General features: G+C 36.1%; 23 protein-coding genes. 11 read left to right on the forward strand and 12 right to left on the reverse strand.

The genetic code is table 11. The features are described 5' to 3' along the window. Window positions 1-7: 7 nt before the first annotated feature. Both MMF97_RS02845 and MMF97_RS02850 read left to right on the forward strand, forming a co-directional pair. The gene (locus tag MMF97_RS02845) at window positions 8-808 is read left to right on the forward strand and encodes a glycosyltransferase family 2 protein (protein ID WP_243358971.1); all 801 of its coding nucleotides are present in this window, start codon (window positions 8-10) and stop codon (window positions 806-808) included. Between the two features lie 5 nt (window positions 809-813). Then, window positions 814-1,899: a glycosyltransferase family 4 protein gene (locus MMF97_RS02850; protein ID WP_243358972.1), complete on the forward strand. Its 1,086-nt coding sequence runs from the start codon at window positions 814-816 to the stop codon at window positions 1,897-1,899. On the opposite strand, the gene MMF97_RS02855 is transcribed toward MMF97_RS02850, so the two are convergent. From MMF97_RS02855 to MMF97_RS02885, 7 genes are all read right to left on the reverse strand, one after another. After that, window positions 1,900-2,829, reverse strand: a complete 930-nt coding sequence (locus MMF97_RS02855) for a nucleotide-diphospho-sugar transferase (protein WP_243358973.1) — start codon at window positions 2,827-2,829, stop codon at window positions 1,900-1,902. It abuts the gene before it with no gap. Between the two features lie 11 nt (window positions 2,830-2,840). Further along, window positions 2,841-3,908, reverse strand: coding sequence for an acyltransferase family protein (locus MMF97_RS02860; protein ID WP_243358974.1), 1,068 nt, complete (start codon window positions 3,906-3,908; stop codon window positions 2,841-2,843). A 70-nt stretch (window positions 3,909-3,978) separates the two neighbouring features. Next, window positions 3,979-6,942 (reverse strand): translation initiation factor IF-2, encoded by a 2,964-nt coding sequence (infB, locus tag MMF97_RS02865; RefSeq protein WP_243358977.1) that lies wholly within the window; start codon window positions 6,940-6,942, stop codon window positions 3,979-3,981. 69 nt (window positions 6,943-7,011) lie between these two features. Then, the gene (gene nusA / locus MMF97_RS02870) at window positions 7,012-8,247 is read right to left on the reverse strand and encodes a transcription termination factor NusA (RefSeq protein WP_243358979.1); all 1,236 of its coding nucleotides are present in this window, start codon (window positions 8,245-8,247) and stop codon (window positions 7,012-7,014) included. 2 nt (window positions 8,248-8,249) lie between these two features. Continuing rightward, on the reverse strand, window positions 8,250-8,714 hold the full coding sequence (rimP, locus tag MMF97_RS02875; RefSeq protein WP_243358980.1) for a ribosome assembly cofactor RimP: 465 nt from the start codon (window positions 8,712-8,714) through the stop codon (window positions 8,250-8,252). 123 nt (window positions 8,715-8,837) lie between these two features. Further along, window positions 8,838-9,548 (reverse strand): hypothetical protein, encoded by a 711-nt coding sequence (locus tag MMF97_RS02880; protein WP_243358981.1) that lies wholly within the window; start codon window positions 9,546-9,548, stop codon window positions 8,838-8,840. Window positions 9,549-9,583: 35 nt separating this feature from the next. Then, entirely contained in the window at window positions 9,584-9,979 is a 396-nt protein-coding gene (locus MMF97_RS02885; RefSeq protein WP_243358982.1) for a hypothetical protein, read from the reverse strand. 16 nt (window positions 9,980-9,995) lie between these two features. Between MMF97_RS02885 and MMF97_RS02890 the strand changes: the two genes are divergently transcribed. Continuing rightward, window positions 9,996-10,343: a phage holin family protein gene (locus tag MMF97_RS02890; protein WP_243358983.1), complete on the forward strand. Its 348-nt coding sequence runs from the start codon at window positions 9,996-9,998 to the stop codon at window positions 10,341-10,343. A gap of 46 nt (window positions 10,344-10,389) precedes the next feature. On the opposite strand, the gene MMF97_RS02895 is transcribed toward MMF97_RS02890, so the two are convergent. From MMF97_RS02895 to panC, 3 genes are all read right to left on the reverse strand, one after another. Then, on the reverse strand, window positions 10,390-11,529 hold the full coding sequence (locus MMF97_RS02895) for an acyl-CoA dehydrogenase (protein ID WP_243358984.1): 1,140 nt from the start codon (window positions 11,527-11,529) through the stop codon (window positions 10,390-10,392). Window positions 11,530-11,804: 275 nt separating this feature from the next. Then, a complete protein-coding gene (gene panD, locus MMF97_RS02900; protein WP_243358985.1) occupies window positions 11,805-12,155 on the reverse strand; it encodes an aspartate 1-decarboxylase in 351 nt (116 codons plus the stop codon). A gap of 59 nt (window positions 12,156-12,214) precedes the next feature. Further along, the gene (gene panC, locus MMF97_RS02905; RefSeq protein ID WP_243358986.1) at window positions 12,215-13,063 is read right to left on the reverse strand and encodes a pantoate--beta-alanine ligase; all 849 of its coding nucleotides are present in this window, start codon (window positions 13,061-13,063) and stop codon (window positions 12,215-12,217) included. A gap of 153 nt (window positions 13,064-13,216) precedes the next feature. On the opposite strand from panC, the gene MMF97_RS02910 reads away from it, so the two are divergent. From MMF97_RS02910 to MMF97_RS02935, 6 genes are all read left to right on the forward strand, one after another. Continuing rightward, entirely contained in the window at window positions 13,217-14,041 is an 825-nt protein-coding gene (locus tag MMF97_RS02910; RefSeq protein ID WP_243358987.1) for a glycogen/starch synthase, read from the forward strand. A gap of 18 nt (window positions 14,042-14,059) precedes the next feature. Beyond that, window positions 14,060-15,502, forward strand: a complete 1,443-nt coding sequence (locus MMF97_RS02915) for a DUF4270 domain-containing protein (RefSeq protein ID WP_243358989.1) — start codon at window positions 14,060-14,062, stop codon at window positions 15,500-15,502. Window positions 15,503-15,587: 85 nt separating this feature from the next. Next, a complete protein-coding gene (gene glmS, locus MMF97_RS02920) occupies window positions 15,588-17,426 on the forward strand; it encodes a glutamine--fructose-6-phosphate transaminase (isomerizing) (RefSeq protein WP_243358990.1) in 1,839 nt (612 codons plus the stop codon). A gap of 308 nt (window positions 17,427-17,734) precedes the next feature. Continuing rightward, complete coding sequence (locus tag MMF97_RS02925; protein WP_243358991.1) at window positions 17,735-20,902, forward strand: SusC/RagA family TonB-linked outer membrane protein; 3,168 nt, start codon at window positions 17,735-17,737, stop codon at window positions 20,900-20,902. Window positions 20,903-20,920: 18 nt separating this feature from the next. Next, on the forward strand, window positions 20,921-22,381 hold the full coding sequence (locus tag MMF97_RS02930; protein WP_243358992.1) for a RagB/SusD family nutrient uptake outer membrane protein: 1,461 nt from the start codon (window positions 20,921-20,923) through the stop codon (window positions 22,379-22,381). 57 nt (window positions 22,382-22,438) lie between these two features. Continuing rightward, window positions 22,439-23,104, forward strand: coding sequence for a hypothetical protein (locus MMF97_RS02935; protein ID WP_243358993.1), 666 nt, complete (start codon window positions 22,439-22,441; stop codon window positions 23,102-23,104). 168 nt (window positions 23,105-23,272) lie between these two features. On the opposite strand, the gene MMF97_RS02940 is transcribed toward MMF97_RS02935, so the two are convergent. Next, window positions 23,273-23,692 carry a single-stranded DNA-binding protein gene (locus tag MMF97_RS02940; protein WP_243358998.1) on the reverse strand — a complete coding sequence of 140 codons (420 nt, stop codon included), beginning with the start codon at window positions 23,690-23,692 and terminating at the stop codon, window positions 23,273-23,275. A gap of 12 nt (window positions 23,693-23,704) precedes the next feature. After that, window positions 23,705-24,751 carry an A/G-specific adenine glycosylase gene (gene mutY / locus MMF97_RS02945; RefSeq protein ID WP_243359002.1) on the reverse strand — a complete coding sequence of 349 codons (1,047 nt, stop codon included), beginning with the start codon at window positions 24,749-24,751 and terminating at the stop codon, window positions 23,705-23,707. 175 nt (window positions 24,752-24,926) lie between these two features. Here mutY and MMF97_RS02950 point away from each other — a divergent pair, with 175 nt between their 5' ends. After that, entirely contained in the window at window positions 24,927-25,229 is a 303-nt protein-coding gene (locus tag MMF97_RS02950; protein ID WP_243359003.1) for an HU family DNA-binding protein, read from the forward strand. Window positions 25,230-25,245: 16 nt separating this feature from the next. Continuing rightward, window positions 25,246-26,097: a tetratricopeptide repeat protein gene (locus MMF97_RS02955; RefSeq protein WP_243359005.1), complete on the forward strand. Its 852-nt coding sequence runs from the start codon at window positions 25,246-25,248 to the stop codon at window positions 26,095-26,097. Window positions 26,098-26,248: the final 151 nt, after the last annotated feature.

Genomic DNA, 26,248 nt, shown 5'->3' on the forward strand with positions numbered 1-26,248 from the left:
CATCTTTATGAAAAAGATTTCCATCATTACCGTAAATTTTAATGACAGAGAAGGTTTAAAAAAAACTATTCTAAGTGTAATTGAGCAAAGCTTTACCAAATTTGAGTTTTTGGTAATAGATGGAGGAAGCGCTGACGGGAGTAAAGACCTTTTAGAAGAATACAACGATAAAATTGATTTTTGGGTAAGTGAGCCCGATAATGGTATTTACCATGCAATGAACAAAGGCATCCAAAGAGCCGAAGGCGAATATCTTCTTTTCTTAAATGCTGGAGACCGGTTACACCATTCGACAACTTTAAGTGAAGCTTCTAAGTTAATGAATAAGCCTGTTGATATTTATTACGGTGATATTATTTACGAAGAAACTGATGGAACAAATAAAAAAGTGGATTTTCCGCAGCAATTAGATTTTAGTTATTTCTACAGGTTCAACTTATCTCATCAGGCCAGTTTTATCAGAAAATCTCTATTTGATAAAATAGGATTGTATAATGAGGCCTATAAAATTGTTTCAGACTGGGAGTTTTTTATTGTAGCTATTTTCAGATACGATGCTACTTATCAGCACTTAAATCTAATCATTTCAGACTACGATGGAGCAGGAATTTCTTCGAACACAGAAAATCATCCTGCCATGCATAAAGAAAGAGATCAAACCATAGAGAAGTTCTTCAGTAATTTTAAAAATGATTACCAGCTCCTCAACGCATATAACGATAAATATCTTAAACAACTGCTATATTTAAAAAGCAATCATAAGTTTAAATGGACCTTGGTTAAGGGATTAATAAAGCTTCTACGATAAGAATTATGAAAATATGCTATGACCATCAGATTTTTACTACGCAAAAAGCCGGAGGGATTTCTCGCTATTTTAAATATCTCATAGACGGCATTCGAGATACTGCTGAAGATAATTATATTTTATCTGCGCTTTACAGTGAAAATATGTACTTGGAAAAGCATGACTTACCCTCTGTAATTGGAAAATTTAAATTTTTATTCAACTCGCAAAAAAAGATCTTAAAGCGAAACAAATCTTATTCGAAAAAGGTAATTAAGCAAAATAATTTTGATGTTTTTCACCCAACTTACTTTGACCCTTATTATTTACCTCTTATAAAAAAGCCAACGGTGGTTACTGTTCATGACATGACTTATGAAGCTTTTCCTCACCTGTTTCCGGCAAACGATCCTACGCCTTATTACAAGCGTATGGTAATAGAAAAAGCAGAAAAGCTGATTGCGATATCAGAAAAAACAAAAGCAGATATACTGAAATTCACAAAAGTTCCTGAAAAAAAAATAGAGGTCATTTATCATGGTATAGATTTAGTACCTCCCATATATGCTGATGTGGAAAATCTGCCTAAAAACTATATTCTATACGTTGGCGGTAGGTGGTCTTATAAGAACTTTTTCTTCTTCATAGATGCCTTTGAACAAATTACTAAAAAATATCCCGACATTTTTTTGGTATTAGCTGGTGGCGGAAATTTAGCCTACGGAGATTCTGAATACCTGTACCGGAAGAATCTTTCTGATAGGGTAATCCATATCAATCCATCCGATGAACAACTTAATACACTTTATAATAAGGCTCAATGCTTCGTTTACCCTTCCAGTTACGAAGGTTTTGGTTTTCCTATATTAGAAGCCTTTAATAATGAATGTCCGGTACTATTGAATAACAATGAATGTTTCAAAGAAATAGCTGCAGAGGGAGCGCTCTATTTTGAAGACAATAATTTAGAATCCTTAATCTTTTCCCTTGAGAAGATACTTGAGGATAGAAATCTTGCTCAGAATTTAGTGATGCTTGGAAAAGAAAAGCTGATCCAGTATCCTATACAAACCTGCATTGACAAAACACTAAACCTGTATCATAATTTATAGCTATTTCGCTCCCTTAAGTTTAGTTTTTATTTTCTTCCAGGTTCTGGATAACAATCCCTTTTTTACTTCCTTAATTATAGGGTGTTCTACGTTTTGGGTAAAAAGATCTGCCTGCGCATTTGGAATAAAAAACCTTGGATCTTTAATTTCTTCCAGTTCATAAACAGGTAAATTAGCGTGAGGATGTGAGCCAAAAGTATGGGTTGCATCCGGGCCAAATCCAATATTTTTAATGAGATTAACATTAGGAATGATACTAAGCCTGTTATTAATCAGGTTACAGTAAGCATATTGATAATCCCAGGTATTAATTTCTTTTTTATAGGTAGCTTCTAGGTTTCTATACCAGATTTGGCTGTAAGGAGCATGACTGGCCAGATTTTCCAGTTCCGTAACATTAAAATGTTCGAAACTACTCATATCCACATCATAAGTTTCCCAAACTCTTCTCCATCCGGCCCATCCCCAAACATGTGTTAATCTGGAGTAGTAATAGGATCCCGCTCCAATTGTATTTCCCTCTTGAAAATTAGCCCCACCAATATGGCCTATCCTGTCATCATCTTTGTATTTTTCAAGCATTGAACTGCAAAATCCAAAAAAGCTTTGAGAAGGAACGCAATCGTCCTCTAATACAATCCCTTTTTCTTCATTTTTAAAGAACCATGAAATTGCACTGCTTACGGCTTCTCTACAACCTAAATTATGCTCATTAAATCGTGTTTTTACTTCGCAATCCCAATCTATCCCATTCACAATAGCTCTTACTAAAGCCACTTTCTCAGCTTCGGCCTCGTTCCTAGGGCCATCAGCAGCAATGTATAATTTCTTCGGCTGTGCCTTTTTAATTTCTTCAAAAACAACTTCGGTAGTATCAGGTCTGTTAAAGACCAAAAAAAGAACCGGTATTTCTTTATTATACTGTAGCATGAGCTTTAATTTTATGTTCTACCAATAATCCACTTCACTCTGCTTTTCGAAATACCCCATATCAACAATAACGTTGTTCCATATACGATAATAAACCTACAGCAAACATAAGCAAGCATTCCTATCAAAGACATATCTTGTATTAAAGGCAGTTTAAATGGCCTGAATATTTCGGGAAGAAGATTGGTTATCAATATATAATGAATTAAATATACGCCAAATGTAGTTTCTCTTGGCTTCAGATACTTAATAAAGCCAAAATTCTTTATTTTAAGCAATAAAATAATCGTAATTAAAGAATAGAGAATATTACTAATTCTTAACGTATTGTAGGGATCGGAACTCTGATGATTAATAAGATTCATACTATCCAAAACAGAGCACACAAAAGACAAAATAAACAATATAATAATTACAGGATAAGAAACATGTTTTATCTTCTGTTCTATATAAACCCAGTTTTTATTGAGGATGGCTCCTAACCAAAGATAAAATACAAAACCAAAAATAGCGGTAGTATGTGAGGGGATAAACCACTCAAAATATACATTTACACTGTATGTAAGCGAAAAAAGAAGAAATACAGCCCCTAGCCACCATTTATATAGAAACTTCTTAAATATGAGCAATAAACCTATACAAAATAAAAAGTTTATAATAAACCAATAATTCGTGTATAAATAGGCCATCTTCATTTTTTCAGGAAGCAGTTGCGCAAGATCAAATTTATCTTTCAGTACAATGTATTGCTGAATTAAAACAACGGTGATAAAAATACTAGACCATATCAGCCAAGGGACAAATACGGTAGAGAGACGCCTTTTAAAATATTGCCAGGAAGAGTAAGAAACAAATTTACTTCCTAAAAGAAACCCGGCTAATACAAAAAAAGAAATGGTACCAAATTTAGATAACTGAATTAAACTTATGTATACAATATGTTTTAAAGAAAAGCTATCGTAGATGTATGTTCCACTATAAACAGAATGTTCAAAAACAATGCCTATCATGGCTATACATCTGATTGTATCTACAAAATCAAAATTCTTTTTCTCCTGTACTAATTCAGTGTTTTGCATTCACCTGCTAATATCAACAAAAAAGCGTTTTGGGATAATCCCAAAACGCTTTTCAACTGTATAATTTATATTACAATTTACGTTTAACTTCAACTTGTTCGTAAGCTTCAATGATATCGCCAACTTCAATATTGTTAAAGTTCTGAATATTCAAACCACATTCGTAACCTTTAGAAACCTCTTTCACATCATCTTTAAAGCGTTTTAACGAGGCTAATTCTCCTGTATAGATTACTACACCATCTCTAATGATACGGATTTTGCTGTTTCTGCTAATCTTACCATCCAGCACCATACAGCCCGCAATTGTTCCAACTTTAGAAATTTTGAAGGTTTCTCTGATTTCAACGTTAGCCACAATTTTCTCTTCAAATTCAGGTGCCAACATACCTTCCATAGCAGTTTTGATCTCATTGATTGCATCATAAATGATAGAGTATAAACGAATATCTATCTGTTCTTGCTCTGCCAATTTACGGGCACCTGCTGATGGACGGACCTGGAAACCAACGATGATCGCATCAGATGCAGAGGCTAATAATACGTCAGATTCTGAAATCTGGCCTACGCCTTTGCTGATTACATTGATCTGAATCTCTTCAGTAGATAATTTCAATAAAGAGTCTGCCAATGCTTCGATAGAACCATCCACGTCACCTTTAATAATCAGATTCAACTCTTTAAAATTACCGATAGCCAAACGACGACCAATCTCTGCAAGAGTAATATGTTTTTGCGTACGTAAACCTTGCTCACGCATTAATTGTAAACGTTTATTCGCAATATCTCTGGCTTCAGTTTCGCTTCCTAAAGCATTAAATCTATCGCCCGCGGTAGGTGCTCCAGACATACCTAATACCTGTACAGGTACTGATGGTCCGGCTTCATTTACTTTGGCTCCACGCTCATTAAACAACGCTTTTACCTTACCGCTGTAACTACCCGCAAGTATCGGATCTCCAACTCTTAGCGTTCCTCCTTGTACCAGAACAGTAGTTACAATACCACGGCCTTTATCTAAAGTAGCCTCTATAACTGTACCTACAGCACGTTTATCTGGATTAGCTTTAAGCTCTAATAACTCTGCTTCAAGTAATACCTTATCTAAAAGTAAATCTACATTTAAACCACTCTTACCAGATATTTCCTGCGATTGATATTTACCTCCCCAGTCTTCAACCAGAATATTCATAACCGATAACTGCTCTCTGATTCTATCTGAATTAGCTCCCGGCTTATCAATCTTAGTGAAGGCAAAAACTAAAGGCACACCAGCAGCTTGTGCGTGGTTAATTGCTTCCTTAGTTTGAGGCATCACAGCATCATCTGCCGCGATTACAATAATTGCAATATCTGCAACTTTAGCTCCACGTGCACGCATTGCGGTAAACGCTTCGTGACCAGGAGTATCTAAAAATGTGATTTCTTTGCCTGCATTTGTAGTTACTTTATATGCCCCGATGTGCTGGGTTATACCTCCAGCCTCGCCTGCTACCACATTTGCCTTACGAATATAATCTAATAATGAGGTTTTACCGTGGTCAACGTGTCCCATGATGGTTACCACTGGTACACGAGGTTTTAAATCTTCTTCTGAATCTTCTTCTTCAAGATTTACATCTTCCTCTTCATCCGGTTTTACAAATTGTACTTCATAACCAAACTCATCAGCTACAATGGTTAGGGTTTCTGCATCCAATCGCTGATTGATGGAAACAAATATACCTAAGCTCATACATGTACCTATTACTTTGGTAACAGGAACATCCATCATATTGGCCAGCTCGTTTGCTGTAACAAACTCTGTTACCTTAAGTACTTTCGATTGTAATTCTTCCTCTAATGCTGCTTCTTCTGCTGACAAGGCTATATCATCACGTTTCTGACGACGTAACTTAGCTCTTTGAGCAAATTTACCAGATTTACCCGCCCCACTTAAACGTGCAAGCGTTGCCTTGATCTGATCTTGTATTTCTTTTTCAGAAGGTTCTTCTTTTGCAACATTCTGATGCCCTTGATGACCTTTACCTTTAAAGTTTCTATTGCCCCCATGCTGATTTCCTTTAAAATCAGGACGGTTATTACCGTGACCTCCATGTCTGTTTTGACCATGCTGACCTGCTCCTTGAGGTTGTTGCCCTTGGGCTCCTCCCTGCTGGCCAGGTGTATTTACGCCTCCCGGACCGGTTTTCTTGCGTTTACGTTTGCGTTTAGCCGCTTCACTATCACTAGACGAAGCTACAGGCTGACTTCTACGCTCTGGTACTGTCGGTAATTCTATTTTTCCGATGATGTTAGGGCCTGATAATTTTACAGATCTCGCCTTAATTACTTCATCTTCTGCTTTCTCCTCTTTTACAGGAGTCTTCACTTCTTCTTTGGCTTTTATTACTTCAGGTTGTTTTGGTTTCTCTTCTACCACCTTCTCCTTTACCTCTGCTTTGATCTCTGCCTTTGGCTGTTCTGCTGCTTTAGGCTCAACAGGTTTTTCCTGAGGGATATTTACCACCTCTTCTTTTTTCTGCACTGGTGTAGGGGCTGGTTCTTTGATCTCTTCTTTAGCTTTAGGCTTAGGATTTAGGTCATTCAGATTTATTTTACCTACAACTTTCACTCCTGGTAAAGAATTTTCTTCATTTTCAGATTCTTTAGGCTCTGATTCCTGCTTAGTTTCAACAGCAGGTTTTTCTTCTTTAGCCTTTTCTACAGGAGGTGTATATTGATGTAGGTTTTTAATCAATACCCCTTCATTTTCATAATCCTGTTTAGCCTTAGGGGCTTCCGCGGATTTCTCAATTGCTTCGGGTTCGTCACGACGGATTTTGCCAATAACGATTTGATTTGCTTCTTCCTTAACTATTTTGTCACCCTGAAACTCTCGTAAAAGGGCGTTATACATTTCGCTGGAAAGTTTCGTATTTGGCTTGTTATCTACAGCAAAGCCCTTCTTACCCAGAAACTCTACGGCCGTAGAAATTCCTATGTTAAGTTCTTTTGCTGCTTTTAATAACACTATTGTTTTGTCGTCTGACATTGATTTTCCTCTTTTTTCTATATTATACAAAAGTAACGTTTATTCTTGTTTTTTCAAGTAAACGGCCTATTATTCAAATTCAGATCTTAAAATACCCAAAACCTCTTTAACAGTTTCTTCTTCTAAGTCCGTACGTTTCACCAAATCATCTAGGCTTAATGCCAATACGCTTTTCGCAGTATCAAGACCAATGGCTTTAAGCTCATCTATGATCCAGCTTTCTATTTCGTCTGAGAATTCTTCTAAATCCACATCTTCATCTTCTTCATCTGCTTCACGATATACATCAATTTCGTAACCGGTTAATTTGCCTGCCAGTTTAATATTGTGACCTCCACGACCTATAGCTAACGATACCTGATCTGGTTTTAGATAAACTGAAGCGTGTTTACTTTCTTCATCCAGCTTAATAGATGTGATTTTTGCCGGGCTTAAAGCACGTTGTATATACAACGAAATATTATTGGTAAAATTAATTACGTCGATATTCTCGTTTTTCAACTCTCTAACAATACCATGGATGCGGGATCCTTTCATACCCACACAGGCACCTACCGGATCAATCCTGTCATCATAAGATTCTACCGCAACTTTAGCACGTTCTCCTGGTTCACGAACAATCTTTTTAATAGTAATTAAACCATCAAAAATTTCCGGAACTTCCAGTTCAAATAAACGCTGTAAGAATTCAGGTGCAACACGCGAAATGATAATTTTAGGTGTGGCATTAACCATATCTACCTTTGAAATAACCGCACGTACTGCATCGCCTTTTTTGAAATAGTCGGCCGGGATTTGCTCAGTTTTTGGCATGATAAGTTCATTTCCCTCATCATCTAAAACCAATGTTTCTTTTTTCCAAACCTGATAAACTTCTCCTGTTACGATTTCTCCTACCCTGTCTTTATATTTTTTAAAGATCTCGTCTTTTTCCAGTTCAAGTACCTTAGAAACCAACGTTTGACGGGCAGCTAAAATAGCTCTTCGGCCAAAACTCTCTAATGTGATTTGTTCTATATAATCATCGCCCACTTCAAGATCAGCGTCATATTGACGTACTTCAGCTAACTCAATTTCAAGATCATCATCTTCAGAAAAGCCATCTTCCATTACTTTTCTGGTTCTCCAGATCTCCAAATCTCCATTATCCGGGTTTACAATTACGTCACAATTTTCATCTGTTCCGTATTTTTTACGTATCATGCTACGAAAAACCTCTTCAAGCACACTGATTACCGTTGGGCGGTCGATATTCTTAAAGTCTTTAAACTCCTGAAAAGAATCGATTAAATTAATATTGCTCATTTCTATTTAAATGAAATTAAAACCTTTGTTTCTAAAATATCTTTAAACTCAATTGATACACTTACCTGTTGAGCTTTTTTTCCTTTTTCTTTTATAGTTTCTTCTATGGTAATGGCATTTCCATCAACCGAAAGAAGTTTTCCTTGCTTTTTGGCACCATCTACCAGCTTAACTTCCAGTTGCCTGTCTCTATTTTTAACATACTGGCGTTCCAGCTTTAAGGGTTCTCCAACCCCGGGCGACGAAACCTCTAAATTATAGGCCGTTTCGATTGCATTTTCTTCTTCTAAATGAAATCCCACATGCCTGCTTATGGCTACACAATCCTGTATGCTAATTCCCTGATCTCCATCTACATGAATGATCAGTTTATTATTTGGCAGCATTTTCACATCAACCAAAAACAAATCAGGTCTGTCAGCAATTTTTTCTTCTACTAATTCACTAACTCTCTTTTCTATCTGCATAGTATAAAATTTTGCTAAATGAAAAGAGGGGACACGCGTCCCCTCTTTTCTTGTTTTGCTCTGCAAAGATATTATTTTTTTTCAAATTTTAAAAATCATTCTCATATCTAAGCATTTATAAACTTAAAAGAAGAACCGTGCTCCTAACGAGAAGTCTATTCGCCCCATATTTTCTTTCTGATCCTGTTCCAGATTTTTGGTAACGACAGTAGTTCCATTATCTACATTAATTTTAGACAATACACCTCCAACCAAACTTAGTTGCGCTCCAATAGCAATTGATTTTGCTACTTTTAAATCATAGCCTACATCTACTGCAGATCCAAATGTACCTCCGGTAATTGTAGCCAATCTCCCTACAGAATTGACTTTATTATTGTAATCTAAATATCCCAAAGCAACTCCAAACAAGAAGCTATGCCTGTCATTTACAGTAGAGTACTTACCCAATAAGCTTGGTCCTACAAAAGTATATGTAAGATGATCTTCTACTTTGCCCGAAGCAATAACCTGCCCAGAATTATCTGTCAGGAAGCCATTTCCCTGATTAGAAGATTTAAACTGATTTAGCTTTAAACCAATTGCCCAGGTTGGTTTCACATAATAACTAATGTCTATTCCATAGTTAGTTCCTGATTTTAGCCCCTGAATATATGACCTCTCCTCTGCAGTAGCATCTTTAGAAATTTTACCTAAAAGATAGCTATACCCACCAGAAAATGCCACACGAAAATGACTAAAACTTACCACATCATCTTTTGGTGGCTGAACGGGATTTTGTGCAAATAAACTCCCTACCCAAAATAACATGGGTAAAATAATAAAATTCTTCATTGTGTTTGTTTGATAATGGGGCGCAAGATAGTATTTTATCTCAACAATTCTTTCTGCAGCGTCTTTACTTTATACCCTACATCCGATTTTAGAATATCTTCTGTTTTTCCAAAATTTGCACCTATTAACGTATTAACCATATAAGCGCTTCCTTTTTCCAAAGGTTGATTCGGAGTAAAAACCAAACTATCTCCTGAAATACTAATCTTTCCTTTTATCTCTTTTTCCAAGCTATCTTCTTTGGATTGATAGACCTGCATGATTAAATTTTCTTTTTCTTTAAGCTGTCTTATCTGATAAAGCTCTGCCTCTCCCAAATGAGCAACTACAATTTTAGTACTATCACTTGAAAACCCGATCTGAGGCGACTTATCTGCTTTACATGAAGCAAGCATTAGGAATATAGAAGCAAATATTTTAAATTTATTCATTTAACAAATATAGCTTATGAAACTTATTGTAGAAGTATTATTGATGGGGCTTGCCTTGCTTATTGGAGCACACCTTGTTCCAGGTGTATATATTGAAGGATACCTAAGCGCTATAATCGCATCTGTACTTATAGCCTTAGCAAATGCAACTATTGGATTGGTATTGCGCTTTTTCACCTTTCCTCTTAACCTGCTTACCTTGGGATTGGTTTCTTTTATTATTTCTGTTTTAATGATATTACTGGTAGATAGTATGATGACCAGTTTTAATACTAACGGCTTCTTATCTGCAACTATTCTTGCAATTGTAGTAACATTTGTGAAAATAGTATTAGATGCAATTTTTGGGATGAACCGCGATTAATTATGCGCCCTTATTTAGAAAAAGGGCGCATAAATAAAAAATGAATTTAACCTAATATACTACGACTGATTACCACCTTTTGTATTTCGGAGGTTCCTTCGTAAATCTGCGTAATTTTTGCATCACGCATTAGTCTTTCTACATGGTATTCTTTAACATAACCATAACCGCCATGTACCTGAACGGCTTCAACTGTTACATCCATGGCCACTTTACTAGCATATACCTTAGCCATTGCTGCTTCTAATGCATAAGGTTTTCCTTGATCTTTAAGCCATGCCGCTTTATAAACCAGCATCCTTGCAGCCTCTATCTCGGTTGCCATGTCTGCCAATTTAAATGCTATAGCTTGGTGATCTGCAATAGGTTTACCAAATGCTTTTCTTTCTTGAGCATAAGCAAGCGCTAACTCATAAGCTCCGGCAGCAATACCTAAAGCCTGCGCAGCAATACCTATCCTTCCTCCTTCTAATGTTTTCATTGCGAATTTAAAGCCAAACCCATCTTCACCAATTCGGTTTTCTTTTGGCACTTTCACATCATTAAACATTAAAGAGTGCGTATCAGATCCTCTGATGCCCAATTTATTTTCTTTTGGACCAACCGTAAATCCTGGCATTCCTTTCTCTACAATAAAAGCATTTATACCTTTATGTTTTAACTCTGGATGAGTTTGTGCAATTACCAGATAGTAACTAGCATTATTACCATTAGTGATCCAGTTTTTGGTTCCGTTTAACAGGTAATAATCTCCTTTATCTTCGGCAGTGGTTCTCTGTGAAGTTGCATCAGAACCCGCTTCAGGCTCAGAAAGACAAAATGCACCTATCTTTTCTCCTGAAGCCAGAGGTTTCAGGTATTTTTCTTTTTGTTCTTCAGTTCCATACTGCTCTAAGCCGTAACACACCAAAGAGTTATTTACCGAAACAACTACAGAAGCTGAAGCATCAATTTTAGACAGCTCTTCCATTACAAGAACATAAGAAAGTGCATCCATACCAGATCCATTGTATTTCGGATCTACCATTACCCCTAAAAATCCAAGTTCTCCAAGTTTTTTGATCTGCTCTGCAGGAAATTTTTGATGTTCGTCTCTCTCAATAACACCAGGCTTTAATTCGTTTTGTGCAAAATCTCTTGCAGCCTGTTTTATCATCAGTTGTTCTTCACTTAACTCAAAATTCATAACTATAATCTACAATTGGTTAATTTTTCCAAATTTAGTGTTTATTGATTAAAATACTATGCAACCATAATATTTTTCCGTAAAGATAACGTGATAATCATCTATAAGTTAGCAAGCATACTCCTCAGAGCTATATTTATAAGAATCCTAATTTTCTTGGTTATAAAAGAGAAAAGTCAATATACCTCTATTAAAGAGGCTGCACAAAATATATTGCTCATACCAGCTACACCATGACTCTAACTTTTATATAGAAAGAAGGCAGCAAGTAATTGTTACTTTAACAGACGGTTGTTATCGTCAGGGAAAACAAGAATAGGTTTATATTGTTTTGCCTGTTCAACAGGCATAGCAGCATAAGACATGATGATAAGAATATCGCCAACCTGAACTTTACGAGCTGTGGCTCCATTCAGACAAACAATACCGGTACCCCTTTCACCTTTTATGGCATAAGTCTCAAATCTCTCACCATTGTTGTTGTTAACGATCTGAAGTTTTTCGTTTGGAATAATGTTGGCTGCATCAAGCAGGTCCTCATCAATTGTAATACTCCCTACATAATTCAATTCAGCCTGTGTTACCTTTACGCGGTGGATTTTAGACTTTAATACTTCAATAATCATTCTGCAAAGTTAATAATAATGTTTGGGCACATTGTTAAATTTTAGTAAACCTTTAAACCTTAATTAATAATCATGTTATCTATTAAGCGTGTTTCCCCAACTTTTGCAGCCACAAGAGCTACCACATTTTTTAGTGCTTTCTGTTTAAGCGGATGCAGCGTTTCGCCATTCGCTATAGTTAAATAATCTAATTCAACATGCTCTGTGGCAATAATCATTTGTTTTGCTTGTTCAAGCAGGGCATTAATATCTAATGTATTGTAGTTGTCTTTAATATACTGTAAAGACCTGCTAAGCACCAATGCATTTTTTCTATCCTTTTCACTTAAATGCACATTTCTTGAGCTCATAGCCAGCCCTTCTTTTTCTCTAATGATGGGACAGGTTATAATTTTGACCGGCAAATCAAGCTTTTGAACCATTGTCTTGATCATAAGCACCTGTTGAAAATCTTTCTGCCCAAAAAGAGCAATATCTGGCTCTACAACTTTAAAAAGCTTATATACAATCTGAGTTACACCTTGGTAATGGCCTTTTCTAAATTCTCCTTCAAGAAGAAACTCTGCTTCTCCTAAATCAATATACCAATCTTCGGGCTTCGGAAAATCGGGATACATTTCTTTTACAGACGGCATAAAAACTACATCACAACCGGCTTTCTTCAACATATTGATATCATGCTCAAGCGGACGGGGATATTTTTCAAGATCTTTGGGATCTGTAAACTGTGTAGGATTTACAAAAATACTGCACACTACAATGTCTGCTTCTTTCTTAGCCTCGTTAATTAACGATATATGCCCATCATGCAATGCACCCATTGTTGGCACTAAAGCAACGGTACTTCCCGCTTTTTTAAGTTTCGCCAGCGACTCTTGCAACGCTGCTCTGGTTTGTGTTACTTCCAACTTTGATTTAGTTAAATAGGGTGCTAAATTGGTTATTTCTATAAAAACTACAAAGCCTATTGGCTATTTTATTGATAAATACTAATATAATTCGTACCTTTGCACCTTGATAATCTTTAAATTAACAATAATTTAAAATACATTAATATGGAGATGGCAAAAACGAAGCTACTGATTGTTACCCACGAAATGGCGCCTTTCCTCGAACTTAGCAAGATTTCAGAAATTACCCGTCAACTACCCCAAGCAATGCAAGATAAAGGATTTGAAATCCGCATCTTAATGCCAAGGTTTGGTAACATCAATGAAAGGAGAAACAGATTGCACGAGGTAATTCGTTTATCGGGAATGAATATCATAATAGATGACAATGATAATCCTTTAATTATAAAAGTAGCATCAATACCTGCAGCTCGCATGCAAGTTTATTTTCTGGATAATGAAGATTATTTCCAGCGTAAACACGTGTTCAGAGATAAGGATAACGTATTTTTTGATGACAACGATGAGCGTTCTATTTTCTTCTGTAAAGGGGCATTAGAAACCGTTAAGAAGTTAGGTTGGTCACCTGATATTGTACACTGCCATGGCTGGATGTCTGCTTTGGTACCTGCATACATCAAAACAACTTACAAACATGACCCCGCTTTTAAAAATTCTAAAGTAATCTATTCTGTTTACGAGAATTGTTTTTCAGAAAAACTGAATGAGCGCTTAGCTAAAAAAGCAGTTATGAGCAATATGACAGAAGCAGATACCAAGCCATTTATGGATGCAGACTGCAATGCAATGCATATTGGAGCTATAACATACTCAGATGCTGTAGTTTTAGCCGATGAAAACATTGATAATGCCGTGTTAAAATTTGTTAAAGATTCGAATAAACCAACTTTAGCTACTAACTTGACCCAAGATTATGATAATTTCTTTAATTTTTATGAAGAAATTACAAGCGAAGAATTGGTATCAATTGCATAAAATAGCATTATTTAATATATGAAATTTTTAAAAATAGACTTATTAACCTTGTTAGTAAGTCTTTTTATTTTCTCTTCTTGTCAGAACACTTCCACAATTGGTTTAGAGGTTGATCCTGGCGCAAAAATTAATGGGGAGCTGATTGATACAGCTACAATTAATTCAAGAACGATAAAAGAAGACGATGCTCCTACTTATTCTACAAGTAGTTTCTTAACCCGTTATCCATTAGGCTCCTTAACAGACCCTACTTTTGGAACTACGGATGCTAGTCTGGCTTTTAGCGTGAACTTACCTAACGATGAATATAGTTTTGGTACTAATACTGTTTTAGATTCTGCGGTTTTAGTTTTAAACTACAGCACAGAATTTTACGGAGATAGTACTTCTAATTATAGTCTTGACGTTCACCAATTAAGCAACAACCTTACTAAAGAGAGCTCTTATCTAAGTTCTAAAAGCTATTCAAAATCTCTTACATCTGTAGGAAATTATACCGGCAAGGTTTTCCCTTCCACACCTTATAAGGTTACTGATATTGTAACAGGTGGTCCTGATACATTACACTATGTTTCTCCTCAAATAAGAATAAGGTTAAACAATAATTTTATAACCAATAGCATCCTTAATTTATCTGCCAATAGCTTAAAACGTAATGCTTATTTTCAGGATGCATTTAAAGGGTTACATGTTGAAGTTAACAAAGGCAACTCATCAGGTAAAGGAGGTTTAATGTTCTTTAACTTTGACGCTTCTTCATCTCAAACAGGATTGGTTCTTTATTACAGAAAAAAAACTGATGCTTCATCTACCAGCATTGATACTGTTTCTGTAAGGTTCCCTATTAATGCTTCTGCAAGTTCTGCTGTAGCCACCACATTAAAACATAACTATACAGGCACACCTGTTGATGCTCAGCTTACTGCAGATTCTAAAATACAGTTTACAGAAACCTACTTGCAGCCTTTAGCGGGAGTAAGAAACAAAATATCTTTTCCTTATCTGGCTAAATTCAAAAATGAAATAGGAAAAGTAATTGTGAACCGTGCAGAGCTAGTGATTGATTTAAAATCAGGAACAGATGTATCTCCGTTTAAACCAGCTCAACGCTTAGCGTTATACAGATATGATATTGCCGGGCAACGCCAGAATGTACCAGACAATGATGCCGGCTCTGTTTATGGGGGCGGAGATAAAAGAGCTAACCCAAGTTCTTTTGGAGGTTATTTTAATTCCGTAACCAAGCAATATGTATTTGTGATTACTTCTTATATTCAAGATCTTTTAGACGGAAAAACAGAAGATTATGGTACATTTTTAGCTCCATCACCTTCTTCTGAATTTGTTTTTTCACCTCCGTATAGTACCGGAGCTCGTTCTGTAGTAGGTGCTTTCAAGAAAAGTCCTGGCGCAGGCGATAATGTAATGAAACTCAACATTTATCTCACAAAGATTAAATAGTAATTTTTTCTTTACACAGAATTTGATATTGTCGCCCTAAAGCATAACTTTAGGGCGATTTTTTTAACCAAAAATAGATAACCAAATGTGTGGAATTGTAGGATATATAGGCTTCCGAGAAGCCTGGCCAATCGTATTGAAAGGCTTGAAGAGATTAGAGTACCGGGGCTATGACAGTGCAGGAATTGCCTTACTTAATAAGGGCGATTTAAACATTTACAAAAAAGCAGGAAAAGTTAAAGAATTAGAGCAATATGCCGAAGGCAAAGATCTTGACGGAACTGTAGCTATGGGACACACCAGATGGGCAACCCATGGAGCTCCTTCTGACCGAAACTCCCATCCTCACACTTCTAACAGCGGCAAGCTTAGTATTATACATAATGGCATTATTGAAAATTATGCTACAATAAAAGAAGAGCTTTTAAGCAGAGGTCATCAATTTACCAGCGAAACAGATACCGAAGTCCTCATCCATCTTGTAGAAGAAATTTATAACAATCATGATATAGATTTATTTGAAGCAGTAAGACTGGCTTTAAACGAAGTAAATGGTGCTTATGCCATCGTAATTATGGACAAAGAGCAGCCTGATCAGCTGATTGTTGCAAGAAAAGGTAGTCCCATGGTTATTGGTGTAGGTAAAGGAGAATATTTTATCGCTTCTGATGCTACTCCTATTGTAGAGTACACCAATAACGTGATTTATCTCAATGATAATGAAATAGCTCTTATAAAGCGAGATGATCTAACTGTAAAAAGACTTGATAATGTTATTCAGACGCCATACGTACAGGAGTTAGAGCTAAAATTAGAAATGTTAGAGAAAGGTGGCTTTGAGCATTTTATGCTTAAAGAAATCTATGAGCAACCTCGTTCAATCAAAGATTGTATGAGGGGCCGTATTTATCCCGAAGAAGGAAAAGTACAGTTAGGCGGGATTAAAGATTATGCCGATAAGCTTAAGAACATAGACCGGATTATCATTGTGGCTTGCGGAACCTCATGGCATGCAGGCTTAGTAGGCGAGTACCTGATCGAAGAATATGCCCGTATACCGGTTGAAGTGGAATACGCATCAGAATTTCGATACCGTAATCCGATCATAACCGAAAAAGACATTGTAATTGCCATCTCACAATCAGGAGAAACTGCTGATACCATGGCTGCTATTGAAATGGCCAAAGAAAAGGGAGCAACCATATTTGGTGTTTGTAATGTTGTAGGCGCTTCTATCCCAAGGATTACACATGCTGGCGTTTATACGCACGCAGGTCCCGAAATTGGAGTGGCCTCTACCAAGGCATTTACCGCACAGGTAACTGTACTTACGCTGATGGCTTTTTATATGGCGCAGCAAAAAGGAACAATCAGCAGCTCAAAACTTCGCGAACTACTTACAGAACTGGATTGTATTCCTGAAAAAATACAGGACGCGTTAAAGTCAAATGAGCTGATCAAAACGATCTCAGCTAAGTTTAAAGATTCAAGTAATTGTCTGTTTTTAGGCAGGGGTTATGGTTTTCCGGTAGCATTAGAAGGTGCGCTTAAATTAAAAGAGATCTCTTATATACATGCAGAGGGTTATCCGGCAGCAGAAATGAAACACGGGCCAATTGCATTAATAGATGAAGAAATGCCGGTTATTTTTATTGCTACTAAAAATTCATCATACGAAAAAGTGATTAGCAATATACAAGAGGTTAAAGCCCGTAAAGGTGTCGTAATTGCTATTGTAACTGAAGGTGATGTAGAAGTAAAGCGAATGGCCGACTACTGTATAGAAATACCTGAATCGCAGGAAGCATTCTTACCTTTGCTGGCAACCATACCTTTACAATTATTATCTTATCATATTGCTGTAATGCGAGGTTGTAATGTAGATCAACCCAGAAACCTTGCAAAATCCGTTACCGTAGAATAACAAAAAACCCCCTGAAAATTCAGGGGGTTTTTTGTTATATCTCTTTTGTCTTTCTTATTTTCTACATCCTTTCTATTGCAACCCAAAATAGGTTTTTATAAAATTCTTTACCATGAAAAATGTCCTAAACCAATCAGGAATATAAAATCTAAGTTTAGCGATATATAAATATATTTTTTCAACATGTTTTTCAATCGAAAAATGTAGCACACAACAGTCATTTTTAAATAAAATTTGTGTTACATAATTTTATTGGTTAAGTTTAATACTATTAATCAAACTATTAACTAAACCTAAATTTAAATTTTATGAAAAAACTTCTACAGAGTTTGTTCATTTTGCTATTGGTTACCTCTACGGTAATGGCGCAAAACAGAACAATTACTGGTACGGTTACTTCAAAAGAAGACGGATTACCGATACCCGGAGTAAGCGTAAAAGCAAAGGGAACCAATGTTGGTGTCTCTACAGATCCAAATGGTAAATTCTCCTTATCCATACCTAGATCTGCAACTACTTTAGAGATAACATCCATCGGGTATGACCCCCAAACAGTAGAGATTAATTCCAGAACTGTAATAAACATTTCTTTAACGTCTAACTCTAAGTTGTTAAGCGAGGTAGTTGTTACGGGATATGGGGTGCAAAAAAGAGGAGATGTAACCGGAAGCACTGTGTCTTTAAAAGGTGCGGATATAGCCCAACGACCAACTCAATCATTTGAGCAATCTTTAGGCGGTAGAGCAACAGGTGTTCAAATAACTGTTCCGAGCGGAGTTCTCAATGCCCCTCCTGTATTTAGAATTCGTGGTACAAACTCTATTTCTCTAAGTTCTCAACCTTTAATTGTAGTAGATGGGGTTGTTGCTCAAACCGGAGATTACAGCAGTACAAATGCAGGGGGTAATGCTTTGGCTTCCATTAATCCTAATGATATTGAAACCATTGATATAGCAAAAGATGCAGCTGCTACAGCTATATATGGAAGTAGAGCCGCAAACGGTGTTGTTTTCATTACTACTAAAAAAGGAAAAACAGGAAAACCTTCTGTTTCTTATAATTATTGGTCTGGATGGTCTTCTCCTAACAGATTACCTAAAACATTAGATGCATATCAGTACACAGACTATAAAAATGTTGCTGTGGCCAATGCCTTAGCCATAAGAGCAGGTTCTGTATCTCCGGCAAATACAAAATTCAATCTTAGTTATGATGCTAATGGAAATGTAATCAACACCGATTGGAACGATTATATCTATAGAACCGGTACTTCACAAAATCACACTGTTTCAATTACTGGCGGAACAGAAAACACGAAATATTATTTAGGAGCCGGTTATACCGACCAACAAGGTATTATAAAAAAGAATGATTTTAAAAGAACTAACGTCCTGCTTAATGTAGACAGTAAAATAAATGACTATCTATCTGTAGGGGGTAAGCTTTCATATTCTGATGAACGAAATCTGGCAGCAACCAGTTCAGGATCTTTGTCTGGTGAGGCTTATAGCTCTGCTGGTTTAGGTCGACTAGCCTTAGTAAATGCTCCAAACGTTGCCCCTTATAACAATGATGGGTCTTATAACATTACTCCAACTTACTTAGGAGGAATGAATAACGTATTAGCAAGCAATCAAGCTGGTTTCTTTAATCCGGAATATATAATAAACAATAACCGATCAAATACTTTCATTAGTCACATTCAATCAAATGCATTTGTTCAAGTAAGTCCATTTAAATGGTTAAATCTTAAAACAACATATGGCATAGATAATATCCTTGTTGACAATGATTTATTCTGGGCTCCCTTACATGGAGATGGTTTATCTTATGGCGGATACGCTACAGCCACTTATGGCAAATATAAAAACTGGACCTGGACCAATACCGCCCAGGCATCACAAACCTTTGGTGGAAAACATAATTTCGACCTGTTAATTGGTAATGAGCAACAATCCAGAACAAGTTTGGGCTTTGGTATTAACAGACAGACGTTATCAGATCCGGCTTATGTTGTAGAACAGGCTGGTTACACCACAAACAACTCTACTGGTCAGCTATTAGGTGAAAATTATCTTCTATCTTACTTTGGAAGGCTTAATTACGACTACGATAAACGATACTTTTTAAGTGCCAATATAAGACAAGATGAATATTCGGCATTAGGGGTTAAAAAAGGTACATTCTATGGAATATCTGCAGGATGGGAAGTTACCAAAGAACATTTCTGGGCTTCCAGCAAACTAAGTAACATTTTTAGCAGCTTCAAAATCAGAGGTAGCTATGGTAAAGTAGGAAATGTTTCGGGCATTGGAGACTTTGCAATCTACTCAACCTTTGGTTCGGGATTATATGGAGGAACATCTACATTGCAGTTCTCTTCTGCAGGAAATAATCAATTGACCTGGGAAACCAGTAAGAAAACAGATATCGGAGTTAATTTTGGTGTATTTAAAGACAAGTTAAATGTTGAATTTGCATATTATAAAAATAACATTGACGGATTAATCATTAGTGTACCAGAAGCTCCTTCTGCAGGTCTGCCTACCAACATATTAAAAAACGTAGGCTCAATGTACAATAAAGGATTTGAATTAACCTTAAATGCAACACCTATTCAAAAAGCAGATTTTACATGGTCTTCTTCTTTTAATATTACTTTTAATAAAAACGAGGTTACAGCGTTAGCCCCGGGACTAACCCAAATCACCTATCTAACAGGAAGTGGGACTACAGGCGAAAGTCCAAACAGAACTGCTCCAGGCTATTCAATTGGATATTTATATGTAGTAAACACAGGTGGAACAGACCCAGCCACGGGTCGTAGAATTTTCTATGATGCAACTGGCAGAGCTGTTACTTATCAGCATATTGTACCAACAGGACAAAGCCAATGGACATACCTAAATAATGGTACTGCAGCTCCTGCTATCACCCAAGGAACTGATGCCGTAATGTATAAACCTACCCAACCAAAATCATACGGAGGGTTTGATAATACATTTAGATACAAAGGCTTTGACTTAAATGTTTTATTAACTTATCAGTTTGGAGGATACGTTCACTACGGTACAAATGCCGGCTTACATGATCAACGTTTTTGGAATAATGCTGTTGATGTATTAAACTATTGGAGATCGCCAGGAGATGTTACTGAATTTGTACGTCCGATTTATGGAGATAATGTTTCATACGGAAATACAATTCCATTATCTTGGAATGTGTTTAGCAGCGATTATATCAAGCTTAGAACCATTTCTTTGGGTTACTCATTACCAAAGAATTTTATTAACAAGGCTAAGCTGAGCAATGCACGTTTATACTTAAGCGCAAATAATCTTGCTATGATTACAAGCTATCCAGGTCCTGACCCAGAAGTGTCATCAAATGGAACAGCTTCAGCCGGGCAAGGAAGCGACAGGAATACAGTAGTTAATGCCAAAACATTAACATTAGGAGTTAATTTGACTTTCTAACCAATAAAAAAGCTTTATATGAAAAAGAAAATAATATATATAGGATTGATATGGGGAGCTTCATCTATTCTTTCATCATGTATGAAAGATAAATTGAATCCTGTTCCAAAAACTTCGGTAACAGATGCCTCGGCTTTTGACACCCCCAACAGAATTTCAAGTCAGGTGCTTTCTTTATATAGCGCCTTGAAAGCATCTAATTTTTACGGTGGCCGTTTCATTGTTTATGGAGAAATTCGTGGTGAAGACTACGATATAACTGATCAAAACCTGGTTACTGCTGCCGATGTTTACAATATGAATTTAGCTAATAGTGCTACATCCGTTAAAGGATTATGGTCGCAGGCATACTATACGATTAACTTAGCTAACGTATTTTTAGATGGTATGGCTGCTAAAGGTAACTCAGTAGTAGGAACGGCTTTGGCGGCAAATTATAATGCAGAGGCAAGATTAGTAAGAGCATTGAGTTATTTCAGCCTTTTACAATATTTTGCCAGACCATATGCTGATGGCAATGGCACCAAACCCGGATTACCCTTAAGGTTAACAGGAATTGTGGGCTCTGGATTTTCAGAAAAACCTAAAAGTTCTGTAGATGCTGTTTATAAACAAATTCTTGATGATCTTGATTTTGCAGAGCAAAACTTGCCATCTACAAATTCTAGTGCTTTACTCAATACCACAAGAGCGCATAAGAATACAGCTATCGCTCTAAAAACAAGAGTATATTTAGCTATGCAGAATTATCCAAAAGTTGTGGAGGAGGCAAACAAAATAGTTCCAACTATTGCACCTTTTGTGGCAAAGTCTGGTGTGCCTCATGCTTTACAAAGCAATATTGTCAATGTTTTTAAAACTCCTTACACAACAACAGAGTCAATATTTTCTTTACCGATGTCTTCAACATCAGGCGATTACCCAGGCACTCAAAGCCAAGCCGCATATTACTTTTATAATAATGGGGCAGTAGGATCAGCGCCATACCCATTATTAGCTACGGGTATTGTTTCAAATCCAAACTGGAAAGCCAGCGATGCCAGAAGAAATTTGATTTATAGAAATACGGTTAATGGCCGAGACTACATGGCTAAGTTTACAACTACAAGTCCTCAATATATCGACTACATACCTGTAATTAGATGGGCCGAGGTTTTACTGAATTTAGCAGAAGCCAAAGCAAGAATAAGTACTGTTGCACCAGATATTCAAGCTATTAATTTATTAAATGCAGTAAGACAACGTTCTGATGCAAGTACAACTTTTGCACCGGTTACCTCTGCAGATTTAGTTTCTTTGATTATGACAGAGAGAAGAATAGAACTATTGGGAGAAGGTTTTAGAAATCTTGACGTCACCCGTTTATTACAAACTTTTCTGGCAAAAGGAGGAGCACCAGCGGTTGGACCTACTGAAGCAGCTTATATATGGCCAATGTCTTCAGATGAAATTCTTTTAAATCCTGCAATAAATCGTTAGGTTTTCTTAAAAAAAACAGGCACTTGAATATTTAAGTGCCTGTTATAATTAACAGTTATGAAATCTTTATTCGTCTGTTTTCTTCTATTTATTTCATGGAATCTGGTTAAAAGCCAAGATATGATTTATTATAAAGGCGTTGAAGGCACTCCATTACGAGCAATTAATTATGAAGAGGTTATAGGATCTCCTTACTATATTAATAACGGAGGGTATAAAACAGGAAGAGTTTATATGTCATCAAATTTAGTTTATGAGAAAGGATTATTGCTTAGATACAATCTTCTTACTGATGAATTAACATTCAAATATGAAAAAGATGCTGAGATGAAATTTACACAAAGGCCTCTTTCATTCATTCTTTTTTTTGACAATAATGGCAAGAATGCCTTTTTTTCAAGAGGCTTCGTTTCTAAGAAAGATCCAAAAGGAGAAACCTTTTATCAGGTACTCGTTAACAGGAAGTTCAAACTTTTAAAGTTGGCTAAAAAATATATTCAGGAAAGAACAGATTATGGAAAAACAACTCCTACAAAAACTATCCAAACTTTTGTAAAGTATTATCTGTACGATGACAAAAATAATATGACAGAAATAAATGATTATAAAAGTTTTTTCAGGTTATCTGACAAGCTAAAATATTATGCTCAACAAAAAGAAATGAATAGCAACACAGAAGATAATTTTATAGAATTAGCCGACTATTATAATGATCTTCAATAAAACCAAGCAATTAACGTTAATCAATAGTTGATAATTAATTAGGGATATCATATTTGATATCCCTTTTCTTTTTAATTCTCTATAATAGATAGACCATATACAAACAAGCAGCAGGAACTTATGTACCTGCTGCTTGCTTATTACATTAATCCAGATGATTAGGATTCATTAAAACGGTAAATCTCCGTCATCTATCGTATCACTGTAAACTTCATCCTGTTTGGGTTGAACCCCATTGCTACCTGCAGGTTCAAAATCGCTCTTTCTGCCTAACATGGTAAAGTTTTCGGCAACAACCTCCGTAACATATCTTTTTACTTTTTCCTTGTCTTCAAAAGAGCGCGTTCTTAATTTTCCTTCAATATAAACCAGTTTACCTTTTTGAAGATATTTAGCGGCTACTTCTGCCAGCCCTCTCCATAAAACAATATTGTGCCATTCTGTTTGTTCAACCCTCTTACCTTCTTTATTGAATGTTTCTGAGGTAGCTAAGGGGAAACTGGCTACTGTTACCCCGCCTTCCAAGTGCCTAACTTCGGGGTCTTTGCCCAAATGGCCTACTAAAATAACTTTGTTGATACCTGACATAATTATATTTGATTATTCTACATACTTCTTCAAAAAGACACTTATGGGCTTAGGCATAGGAAGCGTTTTTAGTTCCTCCTCACTCACCCATTTTATTTCTGCCTGTTTATTAAAGTTAACAATATAATTGTCTAATGCAAAAAATTGAACATATATAATTTGGTGGGTAAGTTGATGTTTAATTTGATCTAATAACCTGTAAGAAGCATTTTTTCCAAAAAGATCACTTACTTGCTTTTGCAAAGAATTTTCTTCGTTGCTTTCCAAACCCGTTGTTTCAATAAGAGGCAGATCATATAAATGTTGCCATACATCTCCCGGACTACGATGCCGCATTAAGATCTTATCTCCATCTAAACACAGAAAATAGTTAAATCTGCGCTCTTTAACCTTTATTTTCTTTTCTTTAAGTGGTAAAACCGCTACTTTTTTATGAGTGAAAGCATAACAGCTTTGCTGTAGTGAACATACGTTACATAAAGGTTGTTTAGGTTTACAGTGCAGCGCACCAAATTCCATGATGGCCTGATTGTACACAGATGCAGGTTGATCTTCTATTAAGGATTGTGCCAAGGCATTGACCTCTTTCTTACCTTCAGAAGAATTGATTGCTTTTTCAACGCCAAAATATCGCCCCAAAACCCTCGATACATTTCCATCAACCACAGCTTTCGCTTCATTACTTGAAAAAGAAGCAATAGCAGCAGCAGTATAATCACCAACTCCTTTTAGCTTAATCAGTTCATCATATCTCTTTGGAAAAATGCCATTATGCATTTCCATTACGATTTTAGCTGTAAACAGCATATTTCGCCCACGTGAATAATAACCAAGGCCCTGCCACAATTTCAATATCTGTTGTTCTGTTGCTGCAGCAAAATCGGCAACCGTTGGATAGTGCGCTAAAAACCTGTTAAAATAAGGCAATCCCTGATCTACACGGGTTTGCTGTAATATAATTTCTGAAAGCCAGATTGTATATGCATCGTTGGTATGCCGCCAAGGCAAATCACGTTTATTGTCCTTATACCACTTAATAATTTCGTCCTGAAAAACCATTTGATAAAAATACAACCATTTACATGCTTTTCGCCAAAACTTGCAATAATATGAGATATACATTGTAAATAAATTATCTTTTATTTTCCTATCTCGTTAAAAAGCAATACTTTTGCATCCCCAAAACACATATAAATAAGAAAAACACACAATAATTTTTTAATATTTAGAAAAGATGACTAAAGCGGATATTATTGCAGAGATTTCAGCAAAAACAGGAATTGAAAAAGTTGACGTACAGGAAACTGTTGAAGCGTTCTTTAAAGTAATTAAAAACAGTATGATTGGTGGCGAGAACGTATACGTAAGAGGATTTGGAAGCTTTGTAGTTAAAAAGAGAGCACAAAAAACTGCAAGAAATATTTCTAAAAATACTGCAATCATTATTCCTGAGCACTTTGTACCAAGCTTTAAACCTGCAAAAGTTTTTGTTGACAAAGTAAAAAACAACACTAAAAAAGTTAAAGCCGAAGCTTAATTAAACAGTACTTATCATGAACAAAATCCGTAAACAACAAATAATTATTATTGGGGCAGTTATATTGCTTATAGGATTCTTGTTTACCCGTGACATTAAAGGATTGGTTAAAGAGAAGGAGGAAACTCCTGCTGCTACAGCCGCTCCACAACCTGTTGCTGCACAAATAGATTTACAATCTGTTTCTGCAACAGCCAAAAACCTAATTAGTAATGCTACTGCTAAAGAGATTACATCTTTAGAAGATGCTTACAAATCTGCTTCGGGAGCAGAAAAATTAAAATTAGGCAAGCAATTAGCTCAAAAATGGGACGATTTAGAGCAATCTGCTCCAAGCGCTCTTTATTTAGAACAAGTTGCACAAAATGAAAGCTCTTTAAACAATTGGGTTTTAGCTGGTGAGCGTCTTTTAAAGGCTTTTGACAATACACAGGATAGCCTTGTAAAACCCGCTATGCTGCAAAAAGCGAATTTAGCTTTTGAAAAAGCAATCAGTATAGACTCAGCCAGTGCAGACGCAAAAACCGGATTAGGGATTACCATCGTAAATGGAATGGGAGCTCCTATGCAAGGTATTGCAATGTTAATGGATGTGGTTAAAAAAGACCCTAAGAACTTTAAAGCAAACATGAATTTAGGCACTTTCGCCTTAAAATCAGGTCAGTTTGACAAGGCAGTAACAAGATTTGAAAATATTATAAAAGATATTAAAGCAACTCCTGATGCCTATTTTTACCTGGGAACAGCCTATGAGAATTTAGGGAAAAACCAGGAAGCAATTGACGCTTATCAACACAGTAAAAAATTAGCGGCAAACCCTACCTTATCTAATTTCATAGATAAAAAGATTGCTGAACTAAAAAAATAAAATTTAATTAACAGATTAATAAAAAAATTAAACCCTTAAAATTATGCCAAGCGGTAAAAAAAGAAAAAGACATAAAATGGCTACGCACAAACGTAAAAAACGTTTAAGAAAAAACAGACATAAGAAAAAATAGTTTAACTATTTTTATGTA

It is taken from the genome of Pedobacter montanisoli, assembly GCF_022809115.1.
GTDB lineage: Bacteria > Bacteroidota > Bacteroidia > Sphingobacteriales > Sphingobacteriaceae > Pedobacter > Pedobacter montanisoli.